General features: G+C 40.3%; 11 protein-coding genes. All 11 read right to left on the bottom strand.

Annotated features, from left to right (window positions below; all coding sequences use genetic code 11):
* Positions 1 to 7: 7 nt before the first annotated feature.
* Positions 8 to 1,642 (bottom strand): cytidylyltransferase domain-containing protein, encoded by a 1,635-nt coding sequence (locus AWM73_RS01625; RefSeq protein WP_060777786.1) that lies wholly within the window; start codon positions 1,640 to 1,642, stop codon positions 8 to 10.
* 99 nt (positions 1,643 to 1,741) lie between these two features.
* Complete coding sequence (locus AWM73_RS01620; RefSeq protein ID WP_060777785.1) at positions 1,742 to 3,499, bottom strand: hypothetical protein; 1,758 nt, start codon at positions 3,497 to 3,499, stop codon at positions 1,742 to 1,744.
* 97 nt (positions 3,500 to 3,596) lie between these two features.
* Positions 3,597 to 4,925, bottom strand: coding sequence for a polysaccharide deacetylase family protein (locus AWM73_RS01615; RefSeq protein ID WP_060777784.1), 1,329 nt, complete (start codon positions 4,923 to 4,925; stop codon positions 3,597 to 3,599).
* 124 nt (positions 4,926 to 5,049) lie between these two features.
* Positions 5,050 to 6,564 carry an O-antigen ligase family protein gene (locus AWM73_RS01610; protein WP_060777783.1) on the bottom strand — a complete coding sequence of 505 codons (1,515 nt, stop codon included), beginning with the start codon at positions 6,562 to 6,564 and terminating at the stop codon, positions 5,050 to 5,052.
* 4 nt (positions 6,565 to 6,568) lie between these two features.
* Positions 6,569 to 7,669 carry a polysialyltransferase family glycosyltransferase gene (locus AWM73_RS01605; protein ID WP_060777782.1) on the bottom strand — a complete coding sequence of 367 codons (1,101 nt, stop codon included), beginning with the start codon at positions 7,667 to 7,669 and terminating at the stop codon, positions 6,569 to 6,571.
* Positions 7,670 to 7,673: 4 nt separating this feature from the next.
* Entirely contained in the window at positions 7,674 to 9,170 is a 1,497-nt protein-coding gene (locus tag AWM73_RS01600) for a lipopolysaccharide biosynthesis protein (protein ID WP_060777781.1), read from the bottom strand.
* Positions 9,171 to 9,310: 140 nt separating this feature from the next.
* Positions 9,311 to 10,123, bottom strand: coding sequence for a pur operon repressor (gene purR, locus AWM73_RS01595; RefSeq protein ID WP_060777780.1), 813 nt, complete (start codon positions 10,121 to 10,123; stop codon positions 9,311 to 9,313).
* A 173-nt stretch (positions 10,124 to 10,296) separates the two neighbouring features.
* Positions 10,297 to 11,097 (bottom strand): metal ABC transporter permease, encoded by an 801-nt coding sequence (locus tag AWM73_RS01590; protein WP_060777779.1) that lies wholly within the window; start codon positions 11,095 to 11,097, stop codon positions 10,297 to 10,299.
* Positions 11,040 to 11,750, bottom strand: coding sequence for a metal ABC transporter ATP-binding protein (locus AWM73_RS01585; protein WP_060777778.1), 711 nt, complete (start codon positions 11,748 to 11,750; stop codon positions 11,040 to 11,042). The genes AWM73_RS01590 and AWM73_RS01585 overlap by 58 nt, the downstream gene beginning before the upstream one ends.
* A 13-nt stretch (positions 11,751 to 11,763) precedes the next feature.
* Complete coding sequence (locus tag AWM73_RS01580; protein WP_060777777.1) at positions 11,764 to 12,774, bottom strand: metal ABC transporter solute-binding protein, Zn/Mn family; 1,011 nt, start codon at positions 12,772 to 12,774, stop codon at positions 11,764 to 11,766.
* Between the two features lie 140 nt (positions 12,775 to 12,914).
* Positions 12,915 to 13,787: a 4-(cytidine 5'-diphospho)-2-C-methyl-D-erythritol kinase gene (gene ispE, locus AWM73_RS01575; RefSeq protein ID WP_060777776.1), complete on the bottom strand. Its 873-nt coding sequence runs from the start codon at positions 13,785 to 13,787 to the stop codon at positions 12,915 to 12,917.
* Positions 13,788 to 13,795: the final 8 nt, after the last annotated feature.

The raw sequence follows: 13,795 nt of genomic DNA, 5'->3' as shown, positions 1-13,795 counted from the left end.
AATCTCCTTACTCTAAAATAATTTTTAATACACGATCTAAACCATGGCGTAAATCATTGGCTAACATTTGTTGGTGCATTTGTTGACGGATTTGTGGTGTTTCAATCAACCAATTCAAAGTGCGCCCAATGGATTGGCTGTCAATGGCCTGGCCTAACCCTAAGTTCATAAAGCCATTGGATAGATAACCAAATTCATGGGTCAATTCCCGCTCATTTTGAGCCAAGAGAATCGTTGGTACTCCCATAGCCGCTAACTCTAACATGGTTCGTCCTTGGGAAGAAACAGCGATGTCCGATTTATTCATATAATCAGACATGACTTTGACATTTTGAATCACATCAATAGCATATGGCATACTTTCTGCCTGGTCCTTCACTTGTTCAAAGTAAGGATAGCCAGGGCCAACAACAATGGTAAATTGAATGTCTTTGGCATTTTCGACAAAGGGAATAGCCTCCAATACTTTTTGAGTTAGGTTATTAGGATCCACCCCACCAAAAATAACAAAAATATTATTAACTTCTTCATGGAAATCACTAGGAGAATTAATTAAGAATTCATCCCGAATGATATAATAAAGGCTTCCCCAATAATATTGGCTACCTTTTTTCTGAGGAGCATAGAGGTCGTTAATGACTGCATCCGCGAGGTCAGCTCCTGGGCCAATATCTTCAAAATTGATAAGGCGCAACTCACGCTCTTTGAGCATTTGCATATAGTCAATCGACGTATCTAAAATATCATTAATTAAAATGTCAGCATCATAGTCGTCGATTACATCAAGAATTTCATCTTCAGAATCGATAACCGTGTAGGGAAAATGACTGGCCTTTAATTTTTCCTGGGCCAGATTCGATTGCTGACTAGTCACAAAGTGGACCTTATGATGGATCAAGCCGTAAGCTAGGGCTAACCCACGATACACATGTCCTAAACCAATTTCGGCATAACCCTCTACACGAATAAGAATATTTTTCTTATTCAGTTCATTTTCAACCACCCACCAATCCTGAGCCGTATCGATATCGGTCGACTCCGCTTCGGGAACCTGAAAAACAGCTAAGTGTTGGCCTATCCTTGAATTTTCTTCTATGGCATGGTCACGAGTAATCAGGAAAGCGCCAGTTTCAGAATAGTTAGCTGGTAAATATTGGCGATTGAGTCGCTCCTTGTAATTAGGAATAATCTTGCCTGAATCATCCTCTGTCCAAGATAAATGCGGGTGGTTAACCACACTGATCAAAGTGTCGATAGCTGGATCATTGATCAATTTTCCAATGGCTTGGTCCAGGGTTTGGGTTTGTAAGAGCGGTGAAGTCGCTTGCAGGGTAATAATTAGGTCATATTGAACCCCCTTCTTAGCCTCCATCTTCTGATAAGCATCATAAATTACTGGGTCTAAGGTGACTGCATCACTTGATAAATTTTCTCCTCGCCATACCACTTCAGCTTGGTAAGTTTCAGCAACGCGGGCGATTTCTTCATCATCCGTTGAGACACAGACATCCATCTGATATTGGCTATTTTGAGCATTCATAATGGCATAAGCGATTAACGGATGCCCATTAAGTATTCTCACGTTCTTGCGTGGAATTCCTTTAGAGCCTCCACGTGCTGGTATAACAGCTAATATATTCATCACTTGACTCCTTTATATAATGGATCTTTATAGGATTAATTATAGCATATCAATCAATCAGCAATCACTTGTCAACATGGTCTTAATAATATTTTAGACCTATTTTTGAATAAGTTTTTCATTGAAAACATCCTTCACGTCGTAGAAACCCGGAGCTAATTGTTGACCAGTCAATTCCTTGACCCAGGTCTGGGTCGCTTTCTTATTATCTAAAACCAGGATCTGGTCATAATTTTTAACCACGTCTGGATTGCCCTTATAGAGATGAGTATTGGGGGTGTAGAGGTACAAATTACCGGCATTATCGGTATTCCACTTGCCACTGGCCAATACTAAGATCTTTTTATTGTTTAAATTATGGTTATCAATGCCCATTTTTTGATATTCATAGGGAATAGACTCACTGATGAAGTTTCTCTTTTCAATAGCGGCATCAACTAAATCATAGGCCAGACTGATAAAATAAATACCAATAAGTCCGCTATAGATGAGCTTCTTGCCATAAAGTGAATGATCACTCCTGTCCTCGACTCGACTCTCAAAATATTTAATCGCCACTAGACTAATACTTCCTAGTCCCACAAAAACCCCTGTCAGGGTATAACGGTCAAATTGAGCCAATTTTATCGCTTCATCCATTGGCATAGCGGTCAAGTACATGGCCATGGTACTCAAATAGTAAACAAACAACACAGTAAAAAGAATTCCAGAAAAAGTCATTAGCTGCTTCTGCAAATTCTTCTCTCTGGCAGTCACTAAAAGCATCACTAAAACCAAGACTACTATCAAAACCAGTCCCCAAGTTGATGGCGTCCAGGGGTCCAAACTTTGAAGGATAAATTTAGCCACAATTTTGGCCTTAAGATGTAGTTGGCTCCAATCAAAGTGGACACTATGGCGAAATTGTGAGGTATCATACATTAACCTTACATAGAGTTTCCACATAGCAAAGGGCAGCAGGCTCAGTAAAACGGGTAAGTATCTTTTGAGGAGAAGAGGCTTGTTAGACTTGAAGTACTTAGTCAAATAGTAGCAATAAACAGCAATAACTAAGACAGCAAAGAAAATTCCGCTCCCCTTAACCAGGCCTAAGAAGCCGGCTAGAAGAATAACAATTAGCGAACTAACCTTTCTATTCTCCCGATAGTGATATAAACCAACAAAGCCAGCCAAGGTCAGATAAGCCAGCAAGTTATCCACTAGCAAATTATACATTTTAACGTGGTCATCCATTAAATAAAAGATTGCGATTAAAATGAGTACCAAAAAGCCGGTTATTTTATTTTTCTTGATATTAAAGGGGGTAAAAAAAGCATAGAGGGCAGCTAAATTGACCATGAAATTGCCGATAATCATATGGCCTTCGCTATAACCTAGGAAATTAACCACATAATTGATGTATAGAGAAACTGCCGGTGGGTATGACCGATAGTAGATAATCTTGTCTAGATCAGTCGCTAAGCGCTGTTCATTGAAGAAGAATTTAACAATCAGCCCCCAATGGGAAAAGTTATCCCAAAAAATAAGAGGCATCTCCTTCATAAAAATCACCCAAATTAAAAAGGTTAACAAGAAAATAAAGCTAATCCAGGAAAATTTTCTTTTAAAAAGGTCAAGGAAACTTTGCTGGCTAGAGCGACTTTGCTGAAATAAATAAACAGCTAAAAGAACAAAACCCAAGTAATAAATAAGATACAAGGCCGGTTGCAATAGGTTCAACAAGGCAAAAGAAAAAATTGTCAAACTTTGACCAGCAATTACTAAGATCCAAGACAGATAAGGCGAAACGGCTAAGCGCTTCTCTAAGCAGGAGACATAGCCATAGGTCGACAAGATAAATAAAAATAGATTAAACATAGGAATCCCTTTCTAATCCAAACGCTATGGTAGATATAAAAATGTCTGCTTATTTCCCAATTAAAATAAGCAGACATTCCGATTAAGTTATCTTTCTTTAGTTATGATTCCAAGTTTTGATGTCAGGGATTTGCTCAGGAAAGACAAAAACATAGCCCCGCTTCTTCAGTTCCGGAATCACTTTCTTCAAGGCATCGGTTGTCGCCGTATACCTAGAATGCTGTAAAATAACAGAATGGTGTTGCATATTTTTCATGATCATATCATAGATATCATCGGGGTCCGTTAATTGCCAGTCTCTGGACGTGGTATTCCAATAACAAGGTTTTAAGGGGGCAACTAATTGAGTCGTCCGCGCTCGATCTTGGCCATAGGGCGTTCTAAATAATGTCGGCGTTACTCCCGTTGCTTGTTTAATGATATCTTGGGTACGATTAATTTGGTCTAAAATTTGCTTATCTGTTAATTTAGCAAAATCAGGGTGATCATAAGAGTGGTTTGCCACATGGTGGCCACGTTTAACGATCTCGCGGGCTAATTCTGGTTTCTTTTCGGTATTATTTCCTTGTAAGAAGAAGGTTGCCTTGATGCCGTATTGTTCACAGATATCCATGGCATTTTCGACATTATCATCAGGACCATCATCGAAGGTAATAGCCACTAAAGGCCGATAATCCACTGGCGACCCTGTCAGCACACTGGCTAATTCATCCTGCTTAAGTAATTTTTCTAGGGACTTGCTATAGCCATCCTGGTTAGCCGTCTGTTCTTTTACTGATAAAGCATAGTCCATTAAGCGCTTTTTAAAGAGGTCAGCTTGACCTTCCTTATTGGTATGATCAATATAATTGGATATTTCCTTAGCAACCTGGTTAAAAGCATCAAGGTCTTTATCTAAGCTTTCAATCATGAACTTCTCTGGCAAATGATCAATTTTATTTTCAATCGTCTCATTCGATTGGGCCACCTGCTGTAAAAGTCCATAATTAGCTTTTAAATCTTCCACTAACTTGTCTGAGTAGTCGAAATTAAAGCGATCTTTTTTCTTATCAACCTCTTCAGCAGAAACTCCATCTTCAATGACCCAATCCTTGTTGACCTGGTTGCCTTCAATAATCGGCTTATCATCAAGAACAGAGTCATTCAGGAATTGAATGGCCTTCCGCTTGTCAATCGCCCGATCAATGAGCTCTTGTAATTCCTTAGCATGGTCACCATAGATGTGGCGACTATCATATTTAACCTTCTCTAAATCCTCCAAAGAATAATTCGGATTGATATAGTCATGCTTATTATTAAAATAAATTTCATTAACTTCTTTTTCAACTTTGGCCACCGTAATATGGTGGTTATAGTATAAAATTCCAGCCAAGCCTAAAAGCAAAACCGTTAAAATACTGGTTATAAATAAAGCTTTTTTGTTCATTATATTACCCTTCTTCACCTAGAGTTTGATCCTGTTATGTGCTTAGTCTAAAGAAATTATTACTATTATAATTTTTTTAGTCTTTAGCTTCAATAAGGCGAAATAATATTTATAAATTTACTTTTTAGATCTTTGTTGATTGCTTGGCTTTTTTTGCTTGTAATTGGGAACGGTGGACATTAAGGAACCCGGCATAGGTCCAAAAAATTAAGCCAATGGTATCGCGGTTGGCTAACAAGATATGATTTTCCACCATATCTTCAGCCAGCAAGGCGATAATGGTAACTAAGATTAAGGCATATAATTGATTGTTGGCATCACTGAAATCAACCCTTGCTGTCAAGAGATAGCCTACATGATAAATTAAATAGAATAGCGCAAAGGCTGCAATAATAATTAAGCCGACAAAACCAGCCTTAGTAAAGACTGCAATATAGGTATTATGCATGTTTCCTCTAGCACGTTTGATCTCGCTTCTATCCAAGGTGGTAAGCTTGGTCATATCCACCTGGGCGGTAGCTTCTTGGTCTTTAATATTGCGGTATAAGTCAATATCACTTAAACCGAACAAGAAATTTTGTGCCGCCGCCTTAATCCCGGCTTGCCAAATGGTAAAACGTCCTGCTGAAACTTCAGCGTCCCCTTCATCATGCTGGATACTTACGGGAGCGATAACCGTACTTTTATTTCCTCCAGTCTTGCTCTCACCATGTCTCAAATCACTCCAACTGATTTCCCCAGTAACTAAGCGGGCAGCTGTTTGGGTCGTTGCTGGAATATAAGCTAAAATGCTTTCCGCTTGATGTTCCACAGCGACAAACAGAAAGAGCCCCAGCCCTGCTCCTAGGATAAGCTTGCCAAGGCTTTTAAAGTTGGCTTGGTGTCTAACAAAGAGACGATAAATGGCATAGCAGGTGATGACTAAGCCAGCAGTCAACAGGGTCAAGGTGGTTCCTCGCGAACTGGCTAGAACAAAATATAAATATTGAATAATGGCGTTAAAAACATAGAAAGGCTGGAAACTCTTCCAACTTGATCGTTTCAAGATATTATTCATTAAACTAGCTACAACACTTAACACACCAATAATCGACCCCATGTTAGGACTGGTGTAAAGGCCAAATAAGCGATTTTCAGTGAAACCTTGCCGCATCCAATTAATCCCAGTGCCATCTAAAACCCAGTAGCGAATATGAAAGGCAAAGAGCAATAGGGAAACAAAACCCAAAAAGCAAACGATACCGATAAAGATGTCGTTAAATCTTGCCATCCAATTTTTACTTGTTTGGTAATCTTCACTAGGATTAAAGGCATAGATCAGGAAGAAAGTTTGGGCCACATAGAACCAGTTAATCGCTGAATCGGGAAATTGATAGGTTAAATTCAAGAGGACCGAAATCGCAAAAGAGATTAAAAAGGCAAATAAAAAAGGCCAAAACTTTTGCTTAAACATTATTCGCCTGGTCAAAAAGTCCTTAGCCAATAAGTAAATCCCCCAGACAAAAACAATCTTCATGGGAACGTTCTCGATATCAAAACTGCTAGGAACTGCATATATAAGATTAATAATCAAAGTAATTATTTTAAATAAATGAACATTATTAATTATTGAAAAGATTTTATTAGCATATTCTTTCATTGAGCTATTGATCTCCTTTAATTTTAATCTCATATAATAAGTCTTCTAACTGCTTGCTGTTTTCAGGCACCTGTAACAAAGGTCCATAAATTTCCTTGAAATTTTTAGCCATGGACAAGCTGTTGGTTAAAATCATTTTAGTCGGCTCATCCACCTTTTCCCCAATCGCATGATCAACCAGGCCGGCCAACATAATAATCGGCATCCTTTGTTGATAGAGTAAGTAAGGGGAAAATACCGCAGTTGAATTCATTGCTGCTAAAGTCAGGTCGGAATGGTCTACAAACAAGAGAAAGATTTCCCAGGGCATGGTAGTTTGTAAATAATTCACCTGCCCATATTTATTTTCTTCCGAGCGAGGGTGTAACTTCACGTAGATCCTAATATTTAAGGAATCACATATTGCTTTTAAGTGGTTAAACAAGGCCAATTCATCGATTTGTGCCCCATCTTTTTTGAAGGGCTGGTCAAAATAAATTAAACTCCCCTCGGCGACTTGACTTATTTCCTCATTATAGGCTTGAGAAAAAATTGCCTTGACCAAGGAAAAGGCGGGATTACTTTGGTCAAGAACAGGAATTTTTATCAAGTCTCCTGAGAAATCATGCCACTGAACCAAGTCTGGTTGGTAGGTATAACAATTTTCCCATTGACCGTGAAAAATGGAATGCTTATTCAATTTCTTTTGCAAGGCATCATTGGCATTTTTGATTTCTATGGGTTTGGCGCCCAGATAAATCCCCATACCGTCTTCATAATAGTGCAAGTGAAAATCATGACCTTTAGCAGCGAGGCTGCTATAAAGAAGGCGGCCAAAATAATTATCCCCCGGTAAATAAATATGGTCAAAATCATCTAGAGGGATCAAGTTCTTATTCCAATAAAGACGAGAAATTTTCGCCAATTTTCCGCCTAAGTTCTGATGGTTGATTTTAACCACTTCTAAGCCCTGGCCTAGCTTCCTGCTTATATCAATTAATAAATCAGCGTTAGCGAATTCGTTATAGATAAAGAGGGTCAGCTCTTCCCCAGATAAGCAATTCTTCCAGATATTAAGGCTATTGATAATATGAAGCGGTGTCCAAGCAACAATTGCATGTTTCATTAATCTAATCTCCTGAATTTAATTTTTTGCCAATAAAATCAGTGAACAAGGCCTTTATGGTAGGAATTTCTCTATAGACGAGTACGATAGTAGTCACTAGGTAGAGAACGATCTTATAGAGAAGATTTTGCCAAATCAGTGGTCCAGTTGGGTGGGCAATATCATAAAACAAGCCCACTCCGCTTACCAGAACTAATATAGCAATATAAAGCAACATCTTTTTGATTTTGAAATTGACCGGTTCAATTTTTCTAGAAAGGACATAAATAATGATTGCGATCACGGTCCATTGGATTAAAAGCACGATGGCTGGGGTTAAGAGTCCTAGGTACTGGGTCAGTGTTGCGGTTAAAAAGACACTCAGTAAACTCCCTGACAGGGTAGCAATGAAAATATACCGGGTAGCCTTGGTATTATAGAAGAGCGTATTGACGTAGAAGAGGTAGACTGAGCGAATTTGATAAGCCACCAGGATGATAGGCACCAAAGTCCAAGCCAGTAAATAGCCATCGGCAATAAAAATTTGGATAACCTCCTTAATAAATAAGGACATTCCCAAACTAATGATTAAATAAATCCGACTCAGAACATCTGCAAATTGAATGGCTTTTTTCTTGTGCTGACCACCCAAATCCATCAAGCTATAGAACCACGGCACATAGGCTGAATTGACACTATATTGCATAGTATCGATAATTAACATAAATTGCGAGGCCGTCGTATAGAGTCCCGCACTGGCGGTCGACACCTGGTTATTAAGAAATAGTCGTGAGACAAAATCAGCAATTTGGGTAGACATCAAGTGCGGCAGGAGCGGAATCGAATAGGAAAGCGCCTCTTTCAGGTAGTTCCATTGGAAGTTAAAGCGGATGATACCCCGCTGATATAAACTAATCAAGGCATAAAGGCCAAAAGTAAAGCCGGTTATTAAGTAACTTAATAGTTGCCCAGTAGCTCCCCATTGGAAAACGACAATAAAGAGAATATTGCAAGCCACCATCATGGCAAAATTGAGCAAGCTGTTAATGGCATAGGCCTTGGCTTGTTCCATAGTTTGCAATAAGGTTTGATAAATATTATAAATTGGATTAACAATGACGGTAATGATCCCCATAAAAATATAGGGATAGAAGGCGATCCCATCAACAAAGGGTTCAACAAGGATATCCTTAAATAGGATAATTAAGCCCCCTAAAAAGAGGCTATTACCCATAATAAAGAGCATAATGGTCCCGTAAAAGGATTGTAATTGGGGCCAATTTTCCCGATAGCGGTAAAAATAACGTTGGACTGCACTATTTAGAGAAAAAGTGAACAATAAGGTTAATACCTGGGTCAATGAATTAACCACACCAACAATCCCATAGTCTTCAGGAGTAAGGTATAAAGTATATAAAGGAAGTAAAATAAATCCAATCGCTTTTTGCAAAATCGAGGTGATCGAATAAATTCCAGAATTTATTAATACACTCTTTGCTGAAGAGGGTTGCTTCTTTGACATCACTTCGTCTCCTTTTTCTTCATCAAGTCACTATTATACCCTATATTAGAAGTAAAATAAAAAAGGGACAAGACTTTCTAATTGTTTTAAATAAAACTTTAGAAAGCTTTGTCCTAACAGTACATTGCTAATTATTCTCCCTAGTCAAACAAGGACCCTAATTCAATCCCCGCTACATCTAAATTATCAGCCGTCTTTTTAACCTTGATGAGGGACTTATAGGGATAATCGATATAGTTTTTTTGATTATCCGCTTCCCCAAAGACCACCGCTCCGATGGTATGGCAGTCAAATTCTTCAACTAAACTGAGCATCCCATTCATGGTGCCGCCCCCATTCATAAAGTCATCGACAATTAAAATATTTTGGTCGGCCGAGAGATTATTTTTGGTCAAGGCCATTTTTTTCACTTCGTCATTCCCCGTCACATAGGTCACTGAAACAGTAGACCCTTCTGTTAATTGGGCTTCCCGTTGAACGATGACAAAGGGAACATTCAAAAAATTGGCGACTGCTTGGGCCATGGAAATCCCCTTGGTTGCCATGGTCATGATCACATCGATCGACTGTCCGTAATAAGCGGAAGCGATGATGTTACCAATATGACGTAAATCATAGGGATTGCCTAAAACGTCAGAAAAATAGAAATAACCGCCCGGTAGAATACGTTGCTTATCAGTCAACTTAGCGGTTAATTGATTCATATACTCCATGGCCTTGTCTTTTTCCACTTTAGGGCGGAAAATAACACCACCACTGGCTCCAGCAATAGTTTCAACAATACCAATATTAGATAACTTAAATTGTTCAGCAATAATGCCGACATCTTCAGAAATGGATGACTTGGCTGCTTGATAGCGGTCAACAAAGAAGGGTAAGGAAATCGTTCGATAAGGGTTATTCAACAAATAATGGGTCATATCGACTAAACGATGACTACGCTTCATTTTCATACTTGTACTCCTTTACTTGCTAGCTTATTACATTATAAGCAAAATCAGAACAAATTCAAGAAATTTCCGTCGAAAGTCTGTTTTTTACTATAATTGTTTTTATATAATAGGAAAACGCCCATCACTTAACAATGGGCGTTTTATTATTGGACTAATCATAGAAATCGTTTTCTCTATTTTTTAACCAAGCGTAAGAGGATACTTTCCAAGGCAAAAAGGCAGACAAAGATAAAGGCAATGGTCGCTCCTGGAGGGGTGTCTAAGCCATAGGAAATCAGTAGACCCGAAAACATCCCGGCTAAGGCAATGATAATAGCTAAGATAATCACACTATCAAAACTCTTCATCAAGCGCATAGCAATAGCCGCTGGCATGATCAGGATGGAAGACACCAACAAGGTCCCAGCAATCGGCATCATGATGGAAATAGCTACCCCGGTCACGATGGAAAGCACCATGGAAATTAAACGAGTCGGTAAGCCCGAAGTATAGGCAATGCTCTCATCAAAGGCTTCCACATAAAGGACCCGCTTAAAGACAAAATAAGCAATAAGGACAATGACTGCTAAGGCAATTAATAAGCGGACTTGAACCGACGATATGGTAACAATCGACCCGAATAAGTAGGCCTCAATGCTGCTGGCTGATTCGACCCGGGACATTAATAGTAAGGCCAGGGCCATACCACCCGACATTAACATAGCAATAGAAATATCCGAATAGTTTTTGTAAACCCGGCGTAGGTATTCTAAGGCCATAGCCGCAATAACGACCACTAAGATGGTGGTATAGATCGGCTCAACCCCTAATAAGAAGCCTAAAGCCACCCCGGCCAAGGAAACATGGGCCAGGGTATCCGACATTAGGGACTGCTTTCTCAAAATCAGCAATAGCCCCAATACCGGAGCGAAACAGGCTATGGCTCCGCAGGCGATGAAGGCTCGGACCATGAAGTCATACTGAAACAGCGCCATGGGGACCCCTCCTCTCTAGTCAAATGAATGTGTTTATCGAAATAATCTTGCAGGTGGATATCTTCATGGGTCACCATAAGGATGGCTTTACCATGGCGGCGGGTATTGTGTTTCAATAAGGTGTAAAACTCTTCCCGAGAGGCCTTATCCATACCTGTCGTTGGTTCATCGAGGACAAATAGGTCAGGATCGGTAGCAAAAACCCGGGCCAAGACAATCCTTTGCTTCTGCCCGCCGGATAATTCCCCCACTTTTTCTTGGGCTTGTTCCCACATGCCGACTGAATTAAGGGCCCGCTTAACATGCTCATGGTCTTCATCGGTCAAACGTTTAAACCAGCGATCCTGTTGGTAACGGCCTGAGAGAACAAACTCATAGACCGTGCTGGGAAAGCCCGCATTGAAGCTAGCCACCATCTGGGGCACATAGCCAATTTGTAATTTATTACCATAAATATTGTTTTTACTAATCGTCACTTTTCCCTTGTCAGGTTGTAATAGACCCAGGATATTTTTTAACAGGGTTGACTTGGCAGCCCCATTCTCCCCGGTCAAAATCACAAATTCACCGGGATCAACGGTAAAGCTGATATTATTGAGGACAGGCTCACTATCATAAGAAAAGCGCAAGTCTTCTACTTGGATATAATGCATGCTAGCCTCCTATCTAATTAATGGTTAATTTTAAATGGTCGAGATTCTCCCGCATCAAATCAATGTAGGTATCTCCTGAAATTGGCCGGTCAGAAGTCGCTGATTCTAGGGCATTGAGACTAGATACCTTAACCCCAGTTTCTGCCGCCAAAGTATCCGCCAGCTTGGAAGAAGTATTTTCTTGGAAATAAATTACGGGAAGATTATTTTCTTTAATATAATCAATCACCGCTGCCATGGCTTGGGGCGAAGGTTCTGCGTTATCACTCACTCCCGTTAGGGCAATTTGTTTCAAATTATATTCATCAGCCAAATACCCAAAAGCTGCATGGGCAGTCACGAAGGATTGGTCGGGATGATTAGAAAAGGCAGTTTGATAGTCATGGTCAAGTGCTTCCAACTTTTCCAAGAAGGCATCGGTATTCTTTTGGTAAAGTTCAGCCCGGTCAGGGTCAACTTCTTTCATAGTGTCACAAATAGCTTGGGTCTGAATCATGGCGTTTTTAGGACTGAGCCAAGTATGGGGATCATATTCATGGACATGGAGGTCGCCTTCTTCATGATCATGGTCGCCTTCATGGTCATGATCATGATCGTGGTCATCTTCAGCCGTCAGAACCTCGCCCTCAATCGTCTCTACCGCTCCGGAAATGGGTTCAATATTGTCAGCGGACTCGACTACTTTTACCCGGTCGGTATCAATGCTATTTAAACTACTCTCTACCCAGGCTTCCATATCATCGCTATTATAAACAAAGACATCCGCCTCTTGTAAGCGGGCCATATCCTTGGCACTGGGTTCAAAGTGATGGGCCTCTTGCTGTCCCGATATCATCACCTGCACATCAGCTAAGTCCCCGACCACCGCTTGGGTTAATAGCTGCATGGGATAAAAACTCGTCATCACAGTGAGCTTGTCCTTACTGGTTTTTTCTGCTTCTTCTTTGCCTTGGCTACAGCCAAAACTGACCAATAAAGTCAGCAGACTTAGGCAAAAGCCTATCTTTTTAATCATCTTTTTCATGATAAATCCCCCTTACAAATCGTAACTCTTACGATTTAATATAGCACACATCCTCCTAAGCCGCAAGATAATCTCCCTTATTTAAAATAAAAAAGCTGGGGTTTTTGCCCCAGGTGATTCCTAATAAAAGTATCTCTATCTTAACTAATATTTCTGAGATTTTGATTCATTCTTACCACATAAACCTCTTCGCAAAACCCTTTTAAGCCATTATAAATCCGCTTAGCCTGTTGTTGCTGGCGGGTAAAGCCTATAACGGTCGACCCGCTCCCGGTCATGGTTACCCCTTGGGCACCGAAGCTTTGCATCCGGTCTTTTAAGTCTTTTAATTTCGGATAATTACTAAAAGTAATGGCCTCTAAGGAGTTGCCAACTTCTGCCATTACTTGTTGATAATCTCCGGCCTTAATGGCATCCGACACGGCCTCAGCATGGTAGGAAAGCTTTTTGGGATAGTCTTTTAAAGCAGCCAACATTTTTGGCGTAGAAATGGAAAAAGCGGGTTTAGCTAGAACCAGCCAGCTTGAAGGTAAGGACTGTAGGACTTCATAATCTCTCCCCGAACCGGTCATCCGACACAATCCCCCTCTTAAGCAATAAGGAGCATCACTATCAATGGTCACGGCAATATCCATGAGTTGGTCAAGGGACCAATCTAAGTTCCAGAGGCGGTTTAAGCCTCGAATGACCGCCGCTGCATCACTAGAACCGCCCCCAAGTCCGGCTGAAACCGGAATATATTTACGGATAGAAATGGTTAAGCCCCGGTCAAGTCCGGCAAGTTCCCTCATTTTTACCGCGGCCTGGTAGGCATGGTTACGTTGGTCCCGGGGCAGAAAATGTTGGTTGGAACGGATAAAAATCTCCCCACTATCGTTTTCCTCAATGACCAGGTAATCAGCCAGGTCAACTGAGGCCATGACCATATCAAAATAAAAGCGGTCTTCCTCTGCTTGATAGTAGATATCTTGGGCGAGATTAATCTTAGCCAGAGCTTTTTCGCGAATAGCCATTTTGCTTC

The sequence above is a fragment of the Aerococcus urinae genome (assembly GCF_001543175.1).
Taxonomy (GTDB): Bacteria; Bacillota; Bacilli; order Lactobacillales; family Aerococcaceae; genus Aerococcus; species Aerococcus urinae.
This window is presented reverse-complemented; position numbering and strand designations above follow the sequence as displayed.

Excerpts from the sequence above, each read along its gene's own strand:
- ispE (WP_060777776.1), bottom strand. The coding sequence starts at position 13,787 with ATGGCTATTCGCGAAAAAGCTCTGGCTAAGATTAATCTCGCCCAAGAT.
- AWM73_RS01590 (WP_060777779.1), bottom strand. The coding sequence starts at position 11,097 with ATGGCGCTGTTTCAGTATGACTTCATGGTCCGAGCCTTCATCGCCTGC.
- AWM73_RS01585 (WP_060777778.1), bottom strand. The coding sequence starts at position 11,750 with ATGCATTATATCCAAGTAGAAGACTTGCGCTTTTCTTATGATAGTGAG.
- AWM73_RS01610 (WP_060777783.1), bottom strand. The coding sequence starts at position 6,564 with ATGAAAGAATATGCTAATAAAATCTTTTCAATAATTAATAATGTTCAT.
- AWM73_RS01600 (WP_060777781.1), bottom strand. The coding sequence starts at position 9,170 with ATGTCAAAGAAGCAACCCTCTTCAGCAAAGAGTGTATTAATAAATTCT.
- AWM73_RS01625 (WP_060777786.1), bottom strand. The coding sequence starts at position 1,642 with ATGAATATATTAGCTGTTATACCAGCACGTGGAGGCTCTAAAGGAATT.
- AWM73_RS01605 (WP_060777782.1), bottom strand. The coding sequence starts at position 7,669 with ATGAAACATGCAATTGTTGCTTGGACACCGCTTCATATTATCAATAGC.
- AWM73_RS01620 (WP_060777785.1), bottom strand. The coding sequence starts at position 3,499 with ATGTTTAATCTATTTTTATTTATCTTGTCGACCTATGGCTATGTCTCC.
- AWM73_RS01580 (WP_060777777.1), bottom strand. The coding sequence starts at position 12,774 with ATGAAAAAGATGATTAAAAAGATAGGCTTTTGCCTAAGTCTGCTGACT.
- AWM73_RS01615 (WP_060777784.1), bottom strand. The coding sequence starts at position 4,925 with ATGAACAAAAAAGCTTTATTTATAACCAGTATTTTAACGGTTTTGCTT.
- purR (WP_060777780.1), bottom strand. The coding sequence starts at position 10,123 with ATGAAAATGAAGCGTAGTCATCGTTTAGTCGATATGACCCATTATTTG.